Source organism: Pseudomonas sp. NC02 (genome assembly GCF_002874965.1).
In the GTDB taxonomy this organism is placed as follows: domain Bacteria; phylum Pseudomonadota; class Gammaproteobacteria; order Pseudomonadales; family Pseudomonadaceae; genus Aquipseudomonas.
The window spans coordinates 3,249,754-3,264,823 of record NZ_CP025624.1; the positions used below are offsets into that span (position 1 = coordinate 3,249,754).

Below are 15,070 nucleotides of genomic sequence, written 5' to 3' on the forward strand. Positions count from 1 at the left end.
CGGCAGCAGGTATGCTGTTGTCCTGCCGAGGAGAGTGAAATGGCCTACGATTTTGACCTTTATGTAATTGGTGCCGGTTCCGGCGGTGTGCGCGCTGCACGATTCGCTGCGGGTTTTGGCGCCAAAGTGGCAGTGGCTGAAAGCCGCTACCTGGGCGGTACCTGCGTGAATGTGGGCTGCGTGCCGAAGAAGCTGTTGGTATACGGCGCGCATTTCGCCGAAGACTTCGAGCAGGCCAGCGGTTTTGGCTGGTCCCTGGGTGAGGCGAATTTCGATTGGGCGACCCTGATCGCCAACAAGGATCGTGAAATCAACCGTCTCAATGGCATCTACCGCAACCTGCTGGTCAACAGCGGCGTGACCCTGCACGAAGGGCATGCGCGGCTGGTGGACCCGCACCAGGTAGAAATCAACGGCGAGCGTTTTACCGCCAAACACATTCTGGTAGCCACCGGTGGCTGGCCGCAGATCCCGGACATCCCGGGGCGCGAGCACGCCATTGGCTCCAATGAGGCGTTTTTCCTCAAGGAGCTGCCCAAGCGTGTGCTGGTAGTCGGCGGTGGCTATATCGCCGTCGAGTTCGCCGGGATTTTCCATGGCCTGGGCGCACAGACTTCGCTGCTGTATCGCGGCGACCTGTTCCTGCGCGGTTTTGACGGCTCGGTGCGTACGCACTTGAAGGAGGAGCTGACCAAGCGTGGCCTGGACCTGCAGTTCAACGCCGACATCGAGCGTATCGACAAGCAGGCCGATGGCAGCCTCAAGGCCACCTTGAAAGATGGCCGCGTGCTGGAAGCCGATTGCGTGTTCTACGCCACTGGCCGACGCCCGATGCTCGATAACCTGGGGCTGGAAAACACTGGCGTCAAGTTGGACAAGCGCGGCTTTGTCGAAGTGGATGAGCTGTACCAGACCGCCGAACCGTCGATCCTGGCGATTGGTGATGTGATCGGCCGCGTGCAACTGACGCCAGTGGCCCTGGCTGAAGGCATGGCCGTGGCACGTCGCTTGTTCAAGCCTGAGCAATATCGTCCGGTGGACTACGCGATGATCCCGACGGCGGTGTTCAGCCTGCCGAATATCGGCACCGTGGGCCTCAGCGAAGAGCAGGCCCGTGAAGACGGGCACAAGGTGCAGGTGTTCGAAAGCCGCTTCCGGCCGATGAAACTGACCCTGACCGACTGCCAGGAAAAGACCCTGATGAAGCTGGTGGTCGACGCCGAGACCGACAAGGTCCTGGGTTGCCACATGGTCGGCCCCGACGCTGGCGAGATCGTGCAGGGCCTGGCGATCGCGCTCAAGGCGGGCGCGACCAAGCAGCATTTCGATGAAACCATCGGCGTGCACCCAACAGCGGCGGAAGAATTCGTCACCATGCGCACGCCAGTGGCGCAGTAATCAGCCCTCGGTAGTTGCTTCCGGCACCGTCGCAACGACGGCTGCCAGGCGCAGCGCATCAATACTGGCCTGGGCCTTGACCAGGTCCAGTTCCAGGGTTTTGTTGGCCTTCTGATGCTCGGCCAGCGTTTCCTGGCGCGCCTGATTCTCCAGTTGGGCAACCCGCAAGCGCTCCTGCAGCAGGGTGCGCTCGCTGTCGATCACACTCACTTGTTCGCTTAATTGGCGCTGCTGTTCACGGTCCTGGCGAGCCTGTTCCTGCAGTGCGCTCAATTCCTTCACGGTCACCCGATGCTCGATCAGCAGGCGCTCATTATCGCGGTGCAACTGAGTGATTTCATCCTGGCGCACCATCGCGCTCTGCTGGGCCTGGCGCAGCTCTGCCTGGACCTGCTGCAACTGGCCTTCATGGCGACGCTGTTCCTGCTCACGCTGGTCCTTGATCGCATTGCGGTAATGCTCCAGGGCGTCCCGGGCATGCAGGTGCTTTTCTTCCAGTGAGCGAATCTGCTCGTCCTTGTCGTTGATCCGCAACTCGTAATCGCTGCACGCCTGGCTCAGCCCGGCGTTGCGGGTTTGCTCGGTTTGCAGGCTGGAGCGAGTGCTTTGCAAGGCCGCGCTTTCATCGGCCAGGGCGGCGGACTGGATATCGAACTGCTGCTTGAGCTGGGAGTGGGCCGCTTCCAGCTCCTCAACCTGGGCGAGCAGGGCGGTTTTCTGTTGCTGGAACTGCGCCAGGGCCAGGTCGATAGGCTCCTGGGCCTTCTCCTTCAGGCGCTGGGCCAGTCGCGCCACCAGTTCACCCAGTTCGTCGTCAATGGGCGCTTCGGTGATGGTCTGGCGGGTTTCGCTTTCGTCCAGCTCCTTCAGATAGCGATGAATCGTGGTTTTCGAGCCGGTATTGCCCATCTCGATGCGTACTGCATCGATGCTCGGGTTTTCGCCACGGGCAAGGATCGCCAGGCGTGCCGTTTGAACTACTGCTTTATTGATGCCGCCGCGAGCCATGGAGTCTCCGTCGATTTAGTACTGTGGTACGTAGTATGTATATACGTACTATATCACGATTATTTTAAAGTCGAAATTGATGATTTATCAGATGGGATATTGGCGTATTATCCCGTGTGATACAGGTTTTGAAATGGACAACAGCCAATGGCAGTACAGGCATGAGTGAGCTGGACCGTTATCTGAATGCGGCCACCCGCGATAACACCCGCCGCAGCTATCGAGCGGCAATCGAGCATTTCGAGGTGAATTGGGGTGGATTCCTGCCGGCGACCAGCGACAGCGTGGCGCGCTATCTGGTGGCGCATGCGGGCGTGCTGTCGGTCAACACGTTGAAGCTGCGGTTATCGGCGCTGGCCCAGTGGCACACCAGCCAGGGGTTTCCTGATCCGACCAAGGCGCCAGTGGTGCGCAAAGTCCTGAAAGGCATTCGCGCCCTGCACCCGGCTCAGGAAAAACAGGCGGAGCCATTACAGCTGCAGCACCTGGAGCAGGTCATCCAGTTCCTCGAACAGGAAGGCCACGACGCCCGAGGCGCAGAAGACCATCCCCGATGGCTGCGGGCCAAGCGTGACGCAGCGTTGATCCTGCTGGGTTTCTGGCGTGGCTTTCGCAGCGATGAGTTGTGCCGGCTGAATATCGAGCACGTGCAGGCGGTGCCCGGTTCGGGCATCACCCTGTATCTACCGCGCAGCAAAAGTGATCGGGAAAATATCGGCCGCACCTACCAGACGCCGGCGCTGCTGCGGCTGTGCCCGGTGCAGGCCTACAGCGAATGGCTCAGCGCTTCAGCGCTGGTGCGCGGCCCGGTGTTTCGCGGCATTGATCGCTGGGGCAACCTGGGCGAGGAGGGCTTGCACGCCAACAGCGTGATCCCGCTATTGCGCCAGGCGCTGGAGCGCGCCGGGATTGCGGCCGATCAGTACACCAGCCACTCCCTGCGCCGGGGCTTCGCTACCTGGGCTCATCGCAGTGGCTGGGACTTGAAGTCGTTGATGACTTACGTCGGCTGGAAAGACATGAAATCGGCCATGCGCTATGTTGAAGCGACGCCCTTTCTCGGCATGACCCGGGCATCCCTCGAGTGATTCAAGGTTTCTTCTATTAATACAGTCTCTTGATAGTGAAAACCAATCGTCAGCATCAGGTTTGCCAATGAGCCATCGGCCAGGAGAGTGGGTAGGATTCACCTCATCAACTTACTAAGCCCTTCTACAAACCTGACGGAGAGTCAACGATGCCTATCATCAACAGCCAAGTAAAACCGTTCAAAGCTACCGCCTACAAAAACGGCAACTTCGTAGACGTGACTGATGCTGACCTGAAAGGCAAATGGTCTGTCGTCTTCTTCTACCCAGCCGACTTCACCTTCGTCTGCCCAACCGAACTGGAAGACCTGGCTGACAACTACGCCGAATTCCAGAAACTGGGCGTCGAAATCTACAGCGTTTCCACCGACACCCACTTTGCCCACGCTGCCTGGCACAACACCTCGCCAGCCATTGGCAAAATCCAGTACACCATGATCGGCGACCCGACCCTGACCATCTCCCGCAACTTCGACGTGCTGATCGAAGAAGCTGGCCTGGCAGACCGTGGCACCTTCGTGATCAACCCTGAAGGCCAGATCAAAATCGTTGAACTGAACGATGGCGGCGTTGGCCGTGACGCTTCCGAGCTGCTGCGCAAAATCAAGGCGGCCCAGTACGTTGCTGCTCACCCGGGCGAAGTCTGCCCAGCCAAGTGGAAAGAAGGCGAGGCCACCCTGGCTCCGTCCCTGGACCTGGTCGGCAAGATCTAAGTCTGTGAAATGCCAAGGGCGGGTTACCGCACCTAAGTAAGCTGCATCCGCCCTCGAAACGCCCGGGCGAGATTCGCTCGGGCGTTTTTTTGTCTGCAATAAACCGAATTAATAGGAAATCGCCCGTATGTTGGACGCCAATCTTAAAGCTCAGTTGAAGTCATACCTGGAACGGGTCACCCAGCCGATCGAGATCGTCGCCTCCCTCGATGACGGTGCGAAATCCCAGGAAATGCTTGCCCTCTTGCAGGATGTAGCCAGCCTTTCGACGCTGATTACCCTGAAAAGCGATGGCAATGATGCGCGCAAGCCATCGTTCTCCATCAACCGCCCGGGTGCCGATATCAGCCTGCGTTTTGCCGGCATCCCAATGGGCCATGAATTCACTTCGCTGGTGTTGGCGCTGCTGCAAGTCGGCGGCCACCCCTCGAAGGCCAGTGTCGAAGTGATTGAACAGATTCGCGCCCTTAAAGGCGAGTTCAGCTTCGAGACTTACTTCTCGCTGTCGTGCCAGAACTGCCCGGACGTGGTCCAGGCGCTGAACCTGATGGCAGTATTGAACCCGAACATCCGCCACGTCGCCATCGACGGTGCGCTGTTCCAGGCAGAAGTCGATGATCGTCAGATCATGGCCGTGCCCAGCGTTTACTTGAATGGTGTGAACTTCGGCCAGGGCCGCATGGGCCTGGAAGAAATCCTCGCCAAGCTCGACACCAGCGGTATCGAAAAAGCCGCCGAGAAAATCAGCGCCAAAGATGCGTTCGACGTACTTGTCGTCGGCGGTGGCCCAGCGGGTTCGGCAGCGGCTATCTACGCTGCACGTAAAGGCATCCGTACCGGTGTTGCAGCCGAGCGCTTCGGCGGGCAGGTGCTGGACACCATGTCGATCGAGAACTTTATCTCGGTACAGGAAACCGAAGGGCCGAAACTCGCCAGCGCCCTGGAGGCCCACGTGCGTCAGTACGACGTGGACATCATGAACCTGCAGCGTGCTACTGCGCTGATCCCGGCGAAAAACAACGGTGAGCTGCACGAAATCCGTTTCGAAAGCGGTGCGACCCTCAAGTCCAAGACCGTGATCCTGGCCACCGGTGCCCGCTGGCGCGAAATGGGTGTACCGGGTGAGCAGGAATACAAGGCCAAGGGCGTGTGCTTCTGCCCGCACTGCGACGGCCCGCTGTTCAAGGGCAAGCGCGTGGCGGTGATCGGCGGCGGTAACTCCGGCGTTGAAGCAGCCATCGACCTGGCCGGTATCGTCAGCCACGTGACCTTGCTTGAGTTTGACAGCAAGTTGCGCGCCGACGCCGTGTTGCAGCGCAAGCTGTACAGCCTGCCGAACGTTGACGTGATTACCAGCGCGCTGACCAGTGAGGTCAAGGGGGATGGCCAGAAAGTTACCGGCCTGGCCTACAAGGATCGCGACAGTGGCGAGTTCAAGACTATCGACCTGGAAGGCATCTTTGTACAGATCGGTTTGCTGCCCAACACCGACTGGCTCAAAGGCACTGTGGAGTTGACTCCACGTGGCGAGATCATCGTCGATGCACGTGGTGAGACTTCGCTGCCAGGCGTTTTTGCCGCCGGCGACGTAACGACTGTGCCGTACAAGCAGATCGTGATTGCAGTAGGCGAGGGCGCCAAGGCTTCCCTGAGTGCTTTCGATCACCTGATCCGCACTTCCGCCCCGGCGTAAATTCCGGCCCGGAAATGAAAAACCCCATGAGTGATCATGGGGTTTTTTATTGCCGGCGGAACCTTACAGCGGCGTTGGCTGAATGATTTCAACCCAGTACGCATCCGGGTCTTTCACGAAGGCCAGGCTTTTCATGCGGCCGTCACTCAGGCGCTTCTGGAAGTCGCAGCCCAGTTCTTCAAAGCGCGCGCAGGCAGCAACGATGTCCGGCACCGAGATGCAGATATGGCCAAAGCCACGCGGGTCGGTGTTGCCGTTGTGGTAGGCAAAGTCCGCGTCGTTTTCGGTGCCGTGGTTGTGGGTCAGTTCGAGGATGCCCGGGATCGACTTCATCCACTGGGTGCGGGCGGCAGCGTCGGCCGGGATCTGGGCCTTGTCGACCAGGGCCAGGAAGTACAGGCTGAATTCGGCTTCCGGGAAGTCACGTTTTTCAACCAGGGAAAAACCCAGTACGCGGGTGTAGAAATCCAGCGACTTGGTGATGTCCTTGACCCGCAGCATGGTGTGGTTGAATACGAAGTTCGTGGTGGCGGCGTCAGGCTGGGCGGTGACGCCCGGGAAAGTGTTCAGTTCGTGCAGGCTCATGGGCCCTCCAGAGAAAAATGGGGCAAACGTGGCTCCGGTTGGAGCATCCCTTGGCTTGCGGCTGGCATCCGTGCAGCCGGTCCATGATACGCAGCCCTGCCGGTTGCGCCAAATGAAAAAGGTCACGCAACCCTTGCGGCCAGCGGGTGCAGGGGCCCAAACTTTGTCGCTTGAACCTTGAGTGTTTTTCGTAATGACCGGATTTCGCGCACCGTTGTTGAGTACCCTGGGCCTGTTGCTGGGCAGCACCGCTGCATGGGCGGCTGACCCGGAAATTCATTGGCCCAGCGGCTGGCAGGTAGAGGAAGTGGCGCCCGACGACCAGGCCCCGGCGCAACCGTCGGCGGTGTCCCGCCAGCGGGCCATAAAGAATGATGAGAATGGCGCGACCTTGATGGTCATGGAGTTGACGGGCACGCCAATCGAAGCGGGGCATACGGTCAACCTGCAAGGCGTGCTGCTGGAAATGCGCAAATCCATCCAGAAGGACTTTGCCCAGGGTGGTTATCAAAGTGTGTGCACCAAGATGCACCCCACAACATTGAGCCGGCTTGAGGCATTGGAAACTACCTGTGTAATCACCGAGAACGGTCGGCATGTGCTGTCGCAAACGTTGGTGGGGGCTGTCGATACCGATAAGGCCTATGTTTTTTCATACGCAGGCCAGGCCGACGCTTACGAATCAAGCAAGGATGAAGTCAGTTCGGTGCGTGACAGCCTTAAACTTTGAGCGTTGTAGGCATCGCGACAAATAAGTCGATTTGAACAAAGTGAAATGTTTTTTAAAGTTCGCTTTTGAAAGTGCCAGCGTCCTGATTTGTTTCACTATCGATGCCTGTAAACAAAAAAGCCCTGCATGTGCAGGGCTTTTCTTAGTGCGTTTGTACTAGCCGCAAAGCATTAGCCGCGAAGCCAGGAGTCTACAGTGGCTGCGCCGTACTGTTCTTTCCACGCCTTCAGGCCGCGATGGTTGCCGCCCTTGGTTTCGATCAGTTCACCCGTGTGCGGGTTGTGGTAAACCTTGACGACGCGGGCACGGCGCTGTTTGGGTGCGGCAGCGACGGAAGCGCCGGACTTGCCCGGGTTAGGATCCAGGATGGAGATGATGTCGCGCAGGCTTTTGCCGTAGGTCTTCATCAGCCCTTGCAGCTTTTCTTCGAATTCGATTTCTTTCTTCAAACCAGCATCGTTCTTCAGGGATTCCAGCTGGGCAAGCTGCTCTTGAAGGGCTTTTTCTGCTGCGCGAAATTCGGCGAGTCTGGACAAAATCTATACTCCAATAGTGTATTTGGCTGATATCTACTGCAAACAAAGCGATAAGCCAAGAGCCTTAAGGCGACTCAATGAAAGTGGCCTTCCTGCCAATTCAGCACAGGCAGGAAAAATTGTAGTAGTTAATCAGTCATGAGTAAATCATGTCTTTTGTATAAATAACAATATTTCCGTTGAAGTGGCTGGCTATTCAATGGCTGTTCAGGAATCTAATGAACTCGTCGCAAGGTACAGGCTTGCCAAACAGGTAGCCTTGCAAGAAATCAACGCCTTGGGCCGCCAGATAGTCGCATTGTTCTTGTGTTTCGACGCCTTCGGCAACGATGCCCAGGTCCAGCTTGGCAGACAGTTCAATGATGCTGTCGAGTATATGCCGCGAGAGTGCATCAACACCGATCATTGCCACGAAGCTTTGATCTATCTTCAAGTAATCGACATTGAAGTTGCGCAAATAACCCAGGCTGGAGTGGCCGGTGCCAAAGTCGTCGATCGCGATCATTACCCCCATTTCATGCAGCGCCTGGAACAGCTGGCGGGTGATATCCGTGGGTTCGATCAACTCGCGCTCGGTCAACTCCAGGACCAGGATCACCTTGCCCGGCGGGAAGGCAGCGAGGAACTCCCGGCAGTCCTCCACCAGCTCCAGGTCGTGACAATGGCGAGCGGTAATGTTGATGCCCACGTGAAAATTGTCGGCAAACTGCGCGGTGTGGGGCGCCAACTGTGCGGCGGTCTGGCGCATCAGGGCGCGGGTCATCGGTACGATCAGGCCCGAATGTTCGGCCAGGGGAATGAACAGGTCCGGGCGCACCAGACCTTCCCTGGGATGATTCCAGCGCATCAGCACTTCACAGCCGGCCCACTGCCGGATGTTGTCGCCACGCACCACTGGCTGGTAATAGGGCACAAATTCATTGGCGCCCAGGGCCCGTTGCAGTTCCAGGGTCGGTGCCGATGAGCGCTTTTGCAGCCAGTGGGCGAGGATGCCTGCCAGCACGCCGAAAAACACCACCAGAACGAACAGCGCGGGATACCGCGCCCGCATGTAGCGCCAGGTTTCACCCTCCGGCATCCCGGCTTCCACGCTGTAGGTATACCGCGTGGAGTCGAGATGATGATGCGCGACGGAAAATGTCGGCAGCGCTGTGCTGTGCACCTTGCCATCCGCCGCCAGCCAGTTAGGCCCCACCTGCAACACCAGGTCGGTATATCGGCTGATCAGGCGCAACGCGTTGGTCAAGTGGTAGCCATCAATGGAGGCGAAGGCCCCCCGGTCTCCCTCGGTGAGGCGATACACCAGCAATGCGGTGTCGGGTGTCACCGGGTTGCCTTTCATCAGCCAGAGACGACCGCCGACGTAGTCCTCAGGGTTGACCGGTGACTGGTAGTTGCCACCAAACAACGAGCTGCAATAGATGTTGCGCTGCCAGGACAAGGTGGTGGCGCGCACGAACGGCCGGCGGGTGACCTGTTCCCGCAGCTTCAGTTGAGTCGGGTTATCACATTCATGGCCGGCCAGTGGCAGCAGGTCCTGGGCGGCGAGGGCGGTGTTGTCGAGCATCAGGTCAAACTGGCGCACGGCCTCCTGGGCGGTTTGCGCGGTGCTGTGCTCGAGGGTGCGCCCGGCTTGCCAATACAGGATAAGCACACCCAGCAAAATGGGCAGCGCGCCACTGAGCAGGGTGATCAGATGGCGAGTAGAGGCCTTTCGGGGGCCTTTGACGGTCAGTGGCATTTGCGCAGCCTGTAGCGGGAGAGGGCAATAGGACGCTCAAATGCGGTCGGGACAACCTCGGTGGCCTTCCAACAAAGCGTATCGGTATTGGCCATGATAGATGGCGGCAGGCGTCTGTGCATGTTCAATAAAGCTTCAACCGTGTGGCCAGTTGAATAAATGCCAGGGTTGCCGGCGAGGACTGCCGACGGTCCAGTACCGCCAGCCCCACCTGGCGTTTGACGGCAGGCTTGAGCGGTTTGATCAGGTAATCCGCCTGCGTGGATTCAGGCAGCGACAACTCGGCAACAATGGTCACGCCGTCGCCCCGGCGCACGGTGTCCAGGGTGCTGAGCAGCTGTGAGCAGCGGTAACGCACATCCGGCTGCAACCCTGCACCGACGAACAGCCTTGAGACCAGTTCGGCCGAACCGGCCTGGGTCAGGATAAAAGGTTCACCACACAGCGCTTTCAGGCTGACACTTGGCTGCGCGCCCAAGTGATGCCCCAAGGGCAGCAGCGCGACCAGTTGGTCCTCAATCAACGGGAACGTATCGAAGCGCTCTTCAGGCAGCACCACAAACCCAACGTCGACGCGCCGCTCTTCCAGCCACTGCGTCACCTGGCGATCGGGGCCTTCGTCGACATGCACCTCGATGCCCGGATGCTGCTCGCGAAAATGCTGCAGGATCGCGGGCAACAAGCGAATCGATGAGGTCGGCCCGAACGAGCCGATGCGCAGCGTGCCGCGCTTCATCCCGCGGGCATCGGCGGCTTCCTGTTGCAGCGTGTTGGCCAACCCGAGCATGGCCCGGGCGCGCAACAGCAGTTGTTGGCCGATATCGCTGAGTTCGACCTGGGACTGATGACGTCGGATCAACTCCACACCCAGTTCCTGCTCCAGGGATTTGATCGCATGGGACACCGCCGATTGGCTGATGCCCAGGCGATTGGCGGCGCTGGTGAAACCTTGCAGTTCGGCCACCAGGGAAAAGATTTCCAGTTGGGTAAGGGTCATGAGTATTTACTCATTTTACGATGATCGGGGATTAGCCAAACAATAAGCCAATCCCGTGTCTTGTGAGTAGAAATCTGATGAACCCGAGCCCTGACCGTCTGACATATCTGAAGCTGGCGGCCGTGACCATGATCTGGGGCGGCACCTTCGTTGCCGGGCGCTATCTGGCGGCAGGCCTGGACCCACTGTTGGCGGCGACCGTGCGCTTTGCACTGGCCAGCCTGGCGCTGCTGGCCTTCCTGGGCGCCGCGCGTATTCGCCTGGTGCGTCCGACCACCGCGCAATGGGTGCAATTGATGGTGCTGGGCTTTTTCGGGATCTTTTTCTACAACCTGTGTTTTTTCTACGGCCTGCATTACATCAATGCGTCCCGGGCGTCGTTGATCGTGGCGCTGAACCCGGCAGTGATTGGCCTGGCCTCGTGGCTGCTGTTCAAGGAACGCCTGGGCTGCTTCAAGCTGGTGGGGATCGCGCTGTGCCTGGGTGGCGCAGGGCTGGTGATCGTCAGTCGCAACCCGCAGTTGCTGCAGGGCACGGCAGATGCGTGGGTCGGCGACTTGCTGATTTTCGGCTGCGTGGTGGGGTGGGGCGTGTACTCGCTGTTTTCCCGGGGTCTGAACCAGCGCCTGGGGCCGTTGCAAACCGTGACCTGGTCGATCCTGCTGGGCACGCTGATGCTGACGATCACCACGCTGGTGACGGGTCGGCTAACGATGGCCGCATTGGGCCGGATTGATCTGCCCCAACTGATGAGTTTGCTGTACCTGGGCGTGCTGGGCTCGGCACTGGCCTACATCGGCTACTACGATGGCCTGCGCCGCATCGGCGCCACCCGTGCGGGTGTATTTATCGCCCTCAATCCGCTCACGGCAGTGATCTGCGGCGCATTGCTGCTTGGCGAGCAACTGACCGTGCCGATGCTGCTGGGTGGGGCGGTCATCCTGCTGGGCATCTATCTGTGCAACAAACCCCTTGCGCGGGCCAGGGCAATGGGGATTTGATAAGAGTACGGACAAATCTGTTTACGCTGTGTAGAATCGATTTACGCATACAAGAATAAGGACTTGCGCTAACGCAAGCCTCGCCCGTCAGAGACTGATGTAACCATGAAGCTACTCGGGTCCCCCCTCATCTTTGGTGACTTCCTCGCCCGCAGCGTGCGGGGTATCTCCTGTGCGCCACCCGCTGACCTCATCCTTGCTCGCAAATAAACATTTGTTAATTACAAGAATGATGATGAGGCACCGAAAATGGCAGACCTGTACGAAAACCCAATGGGCCTGATGGGCTTTGAGTTCATCGAATTCGCATCGCCAACCCCGGGCACCCTGGAGCCGATCTTCGAGATCATGGGCTTCACCAAGGTCGCGACCCACCGTTCCAAGAACGTACACCTCTACCGGCAGGGCGAGATCAACCTGATCCTCAACAACGAACCCAACAGCATCGCCTCCTACTTTGCGGCCGAGCACGGCCCGTCGGTGTGCGGCATGGCGTTTCGCGTCAAGGACTCGCAACAGGCCTACAACCGGGCCCTGGAACTGGGCGCCCAGCCTATCCATATCGAAACCGGCCCGATGGAGCTGAACCTGCCGGCGATCAAGGGCATTGGCGGCGCGCCGCTGTACCTGATCGACCGCTTTGGTGAAGGCAGCTCGATCTATGACATCGACTTCGTGTACCTCGAAGGTGTCGAGCGCAACCCGGTGGGCGCGGGCCTCAAGGTCATCGACCACTTGACCCACAACGTGTACCGCGGCCGCATGGCCTACTGGGCGAACTTCTACGAGAAGCTGTTCAATTTCCGTGAGGCGCGCTATTTCGACATCAAGGGCGAATACACCGGCCTGACCTCCAAGGCCATGAGCGCCCCGGACGGCATGATCCGCATCCCGCTGAACGAAGAATCGTCCAAGGGTGCCGGGCAGATCGAAGAGTTCCTGATGCAGTTCAACGGCGAGGGCATCCAGCACGTTGCCTTCCTCACCGATGACCTGGTCAAGACCTGGGATGCGTTGAAGAAGATCGGCATGCGCTTCATGACCGCGCCGCCAGACACCTACTACGAGATGCTCGAAGGCCGCCTGCCGAACCACGGCGAGCCGGTGGATCAACTGCAGGCACGGGGCATCCTGCTGGACGGCTCGTCAGTGGCGGGGGACAAGCGCCTGCTGCTGCAGATCTTCTCGGAAACCCTGATGGGCCCGGTGTTCTTCGAGTTCATCCAGCGTAAGGGTGACGACGGCTTTGGTGAAGGCAACTTCAAGGCACTGTTCGAATCCATCGAGCGCGACCAAGTGCGTCGTGGTGTGTTGACCGCTGACTGATCGCCTGGGCGACACACAAAAAAGCCCGACCGGGATTGCACCCGGCCGGGCTTTTTGTTGCCCGGCAGAAACATCGGGACACAGGCGGTTGCTAGCGGCCAGGAACGGAATTCACTGCCAGCGTTACTCAGTGTCATATGCCCAGTTGAGGTTCATGTATGACAGTCATTGCGCACACCGGTAGTCCACCTCCAGGTTTGAATCAGGCAGCAGCCGTCAACGACGAACCGGCCATCAGTCCCTTGGCCCCAACTGTTCCCTCCCCATTAAGTCCTGCCACTGTCGCCCGCGTGACGTTTTCCTCGAACGTGGAATGGAGCAGTGCGCAGGGCGAGCTGACCGCCGCAGGCGTCGAACTGGCCAATGCCGTATTGGCCCCGGGTACCTCATCAACCGTCGGCGCGCAGGTCTGCACGTTCGCGGTGGACGGGATCCAGTCGAGCGACATTCTGGTGGTCAAACGCGTACCCGCCTCTGAAACCGGAACGAATGTCCTGTTGTATATTCCTGACGTTGAGGGCAATTCGTTCTTCGAATTCAATAACCTTGGAGAAATGAACGCCTGGCTCAAAGAGGTCGCCACCGACCCTGACAAGTTGGATGTATTTGCCGGGCATTTTTCCCGCAATGCACCTGCCGATCAGACAAAGCGGGTAAAAGACACGATGACGCGCTTCGCAGCAGGCGATATCAATGCCGTGGTCGGGCCTTTTGGCTACGAAAAGGGCGATATCTTCAATCGCCTGGACAAGCACACAAGCGTGCCGCCGGTACCGGTCAACGGGCTGACGGGGACCTACCTGAAAGTTGAGACCCGTGATGGCCGGGTGACTTTCGCAGGCACACGTCCGGACGGAGAAACCGTACTCTATCAGTACGATGCCTACGGCAACTTCCATGGAGGAGGTAACAAGGGCAACTTCTACTTTGTGAAAAACGGCCTGAACAATGACCAGCCGCTGTCGCCTGTCTCGCGAGAGCAATACTTGAAAACGGTCGTCAGTGTCAGCCTGGATAATGTAGGTGCCAACGATTTATGGGGGCTGTTCGACGAGTTCATCCGCCAACTGAAGAACCCGGGTTCAGGCATTGGGACGGCCTTGATCGCACTGGGCGTGCCTGCGGATGTGGCGCAGTCCATCGAAAAAATCGTCAAAAACCCCGTCACCGGCACCTTGCTTGAACTCAACCATGGCAACCGGCTCGGTAAGCTGTTTGGCGTTGAAAAGGCGCAAATGGACGCCGCACTGACGCAAATAGGCGACGAAATCCAAGGCAGGATTCCGTATTACGGGGCCATCCGAGGGGGGTTGTCGCAAACGGCTGTAATGCTCGAAATGGCAGCAAAAAAAAGCGCTGTCAGGCCTTCTGCTGACGCACCAAATGCTTGAAGCCTTCAAACACCAGCACCATCACCGCGAGCCAGATCGGAAGATACGTCAGCCATTCCCCCTCCTTGATGCTTTCGCCCAACAACAAGGCCACGCCGAGCAGCAGCACCGGTTCTACATAGCTGAGCAGCCCGAACAGGCTGAAGGCCAACAAGCGGCTGGCGACGACGTAGCACACCAGCGCCGACGCACTGATCAAGCCCAGCATCGGGATCAAGGCGTACAAGCCCTTGTGGGCGTCGAGCACGGCAAAACCCTGTTCGCCGCTTTGCACGAACCACAGTGCCACCGGCAACATCAGCGCCATATCGAGCCACAGCCCGCCGAGGTGGTCGGTCTTCAGGCGTTTGCGCAGTACGAAGTAAACCGGGTAGCCGATAATCACTACCAGGGTTGCCCAGGAGAATCCGCCCACCTGATACAACTCGTTCAGCACACCAGCACCGGCGAAGAACACCGCAATCTTTTGCAGGCGTGACAATTGTTCGCCATACACCAGCCGACCGGTCAGCACCATCGTCAATGGCAGCAGGAAATAGCCCAGCGATACATCCAGGCTGCGACCGTTGAGCGGCGCCCACATGAACAGCCACAACTGCACCCCCAGCAGCGCCGAAGACACCACGACCCCGCCGATCAGCGCGGGTTTGGCCGCAACCAGCCGAACCAGTTCCCACACCCGTCGCCACTCGCCGCTGACAATCATGAACACGGTCATGCAGGGCACCGTCAACAACATGCGCCAGCCGAAGATCTCCAGGCCGCTCAAGGGCGTCAGCAGCGACGTGAAGTAATACATTACGGCAAACAACACCGAGGCCAAGACCGATAACACAACACCTTTAGACACACTGTCCTCACGA

At 58.9% G+C, this 15,070-nt stretch carries 14 protein-coding genes; 8 read left to right on the forward strand and 6 right to left on the reverse strand.

What is annotated here, in order from left to right; translation table 11 throughout:
• The first annotated feature begins 39 nt into the window (after positions 1–39).
• Positions 40–1,398 carry a glutathione-disulfide reductase gene (gorA, locus tag C0058_RS15590; protein WP_102369015.1) on the forward strand — a complete coding sequence of 453 codons (1,359 nt, stop codon included), beginning with the start codon at positions 40–42 and terminating at the stop codon, positions 1,396–1,398.
• Here gorA and C0058_RS15595 read toward each other — a convergent pair whose 3' ends face one another.
• Positions 1,399–2,406, reverse strand: coding sequence for a DNA-binding protein (locus tag C0058_RS15595; RefSeq protein WP_102369016.1), 1,008 nt, complete (start codon positions 2,404–2,406; stop codon positions 1,399–1,401). It abuts the gene before it with no gap.
• A 161-nt stretch (positions 2,407–2,567) separates the two neighbouring features.
• Here C0058_RS15595 and C0058_RS15600 point away from each other — a divergent pair, with 161 nt between their 5' ends.
• The 3 genes from C0058_RS15600 to ahpF all read left to right on the forward strand — a co-directional run bounded on the left by C0058_RS15600 (position 2,568) and on the right by ahpF (position 5,900).
• A complete protein-coding gene (locus C0058_RS15600) occupies positions 2,568–3,494 on the forward strand; it encodes a site-specific integrase (RefSeq protein WP_102369017.1) in 927 nt (308 codons plus the stop codon).
• A gap of 149 nt (positions 3,495–3,643) precedes the next feature.
• A complete protein-coding gene (ahpC, locus tag C0058_RS15605) occupies positions 3,644–4,207 on the forward strand; it encodes an alkyl hydroperoxide reductase subunit C (protein WP_003173835.1) in 564 nt (187 codons plus the stop codon).
• 127 nt (positions 4,208–4,334) lie between these two features.
• Complete coding sequence (gene ahpF, locus C0058_RS15610; protein WP_003212573.1) at positions 4,335–5,900, forward strand: alkyl hydroperoxide reductase subunit F; 1,566 nt, start codon at positions 4,335–4,337, stop codon at positions 5,898–5,900.
• Positions 5,901–5,963: 63 nt separating this feature from the next.
• On the opposite strand, the gene gloA is transcribed toward ahpF, so the two are convergent.
• Positions 5,964–6,485, reverse strand: coding sequence for a lactoylglutathione lyase (gloA, locus tag C0058_RS15615; RefSeq protein WP_008432524.1), 522 nt, complete (start codon positions 6,483–6,485; stop codon positions 5,964–5,966).
• A 193-nt stretch (positions 6,486–6,678) separates the two neighbouring features.
• Here gloA and C0058_RS15620 point away from each other — a divergent pair, with 193 nt between their 5' ends.
• Positions 6,679–7,215, forward strand: a complete 537-nt coding sequence (locus tag C0058_RS15620) for a DUF4946 domain-containing protein (RefSeq protein ID WP_008432526.1) — start codon at positions 6,679–6,681, stop codon at positions 7,213–7,215.
• Positions 7,216–7,385: 170 nt separating this feature from the next.
• Here C0058_RS15620 and C0058_RS15625 read toward each other — a convergent pair whose 3' ends face one another.
• The 3 genes from C0058_RS15625 to C0058_RS15635 form a co-directional block, all read right to left on the reverse strand.
• Positions 7,386–7,751 (reverse strand): histone-like nucleoid-structuring protein, MvaT/MvaU family, encoded by a 366-nt coding sequence (locus tag C0058_RS15625; RefSeq protein ID WP_003212570.1) that lies wholly within the window; start codon positions 7,749–7,751, stop codon positions 7,386–7,388.
• Between the two features lie 196 nt (positions 7,752–7,947).
• On the reverse strand, positions 7,948–9,492 hold the full coding sequence (locus C0058_RS15630) for an EAL domain-containing protein (protein WP_102369018.1): 1,545 nt from the start codon (positions 9,490–9,492) through the stop codon (positions 7,948–7,950).
• 124 nt (positions 9,493–9,616) lie between these two features.
• Positions 9,617–10,489 (reverse strand): LysR family transcriptional regulator, encoded by an 873-nt coding sequence (locus tag C0058_RS15635; protein WP_003212568.1) that lies wholly within the window; start codon positions 10,487–10,489, stop codon positions 9,617–9,619.
• Between the two features lie 77 nt (positions 10,490–10,566).
• Here C0058_RS15635 and C0058_RS15640 point away from each other — a divergent pair, with 77 nt between their 5' ends.
• The 3 genes from C0058_RS15640 to C0058_RS15650 all read left to right on the forward strand — a co-directional run bounded on the left by C0058_RS15640 (position 10,567) and on the right by C0058_RS15650 (position 14,207).
• The gene (locus C0058_RS15640) at positions 10,567–11,490 is read left to right on the forward strand and encodes a DMT family transporter (protein WP_102369019.1); all 924 of its coding nucleotides are present in this window, start codon (positions 10,567–10,569) and stop codon (positions 11,488–11,490) included.
• 249 nt (positions 11,491–11,739) lie between these two features.
• Positions 11,740–12,816, forward strand: coding sequence for a 4-hydroxyphenylpyruvate dioxygenase (gene hppD, locus C0058_RS15645; protein ID WP_003212566.1), 1,077 nt, complete (start codon positions 11,740–11,742; stop codon positions 12,814–12,816).
• A 158-nt stretch (positions 12,817–12,974) separates the two neighbouring features.
• Positions 12,975–14,207 carry a dermonecrotic toxin domain-containing protein gene (locus C0058_RS15650; RefSeq protein WP_256579613.1) on the forward strand — a complete coding sequence of 411 codons (1,233 nt, stop codon included), beginning with the start codon at positions 12,975–12,977 and terminating at the stop codon, positions 14,205–14,207.
• Here C0058_RS15650 and rarD read toward each other — a convergent pair.
• Positions 14,176–15,057, reverse strand: coding sequence for an EamA family transporter RarD (rarD, locus tag C0058_RS15655; RefSeq protein ID WP_102369021.1), 882 nt, complete (start codon positions 15,055–15,057; stop codon positions 14,176–14,178). The genes C0058_RS15650 and rarD overlap by 32 nt on opposite strands.
• Positions 15,058–15,070: the final 13 nt, after the last annotated feature.

Bases quoted from the DNA above. Each gene is read 5' to 3' on its own strand.
- C0058_RS15595 (WP_102369016.1), bottom strand. From the start codon at position 2,406: ATGGCTCGCGGCGGCATCAATAAAGCAGTAGTTCAAACGGCACGCCTG.
- C0058_RS15650 (WP_256579613.1), top strand. From the start codon at position 12,975: ATGACAGTCATTGCGCACACCGGTAGTCCACCTCCAGGTTTGAATCAG.
- ahpC (WP_003173835.1), top strand. From the start codon at position 3,644: ATGCCTATCATCAACAGCCAAGTAAAACCGTTCAAAGCTACCGCCTAC.
- ahpF (WP_003212573.1), top strand. From the start codon at position 4,335: ATGTTGGACGCCAATCTTAAAGCTCAGTTGAAGTCATACCTGGAACGG.
- C0058_RS15635 (WP_003212568.1), bottom strand. From the start codon at position 10,489: ATGACCCTTACCCAACTGGAAATCTTTTCCCTGGTGGCCGAACTGCAA.
- C0058_RS15630 (WP_102369018.1), bottom strand. From the start codon at position 9,492: ATGCCACTGACCGTCAAAGGCCCCCGAAAGGCCTCTACTCGCCATCTG.
- C0058_RS15620 (WP_008432526.1), top strand. From the start codon at position 6,679: ATGACCGGATTTCGCGCACCGTTGTTGAGTACCCTGGGCCTGTTGCTG.
- C0058_RS15640 (WP_102369019.1), top strand. From the start codon at position 10,567: ATGAACCCGAGCCCTGACCGTCTGACATATCTGAAGCTGGCGGCCGTG.
- hppD (WP_003212566.1), top strand. From the start codon at position 11,740: ATGGCAGACCTGTACGAAAACCCAATGGGCCTGATGGGCTTTGAGTTC.
- gorA (WP_102369015.1), top strand. From the start codon at position 40: ATGGCCTACGATTTTGACCTTTATGTAATTGGTGCCGGTTCCGGCGGT.
- gloA (WP_008432524.1), bottom strand. From the start codon at position 6,485: ATGAGCCTGCACGAACTGAACACTTTCCCGGGCGTCACCGCCCAGCCT.
- C0058_RS15600 (WP_102369017.1), top strand. From the start codon at position 2,568: ATGAGTGAGCTGGACCGTTATCTGAATGCGGCCACCCGCGATAACACC.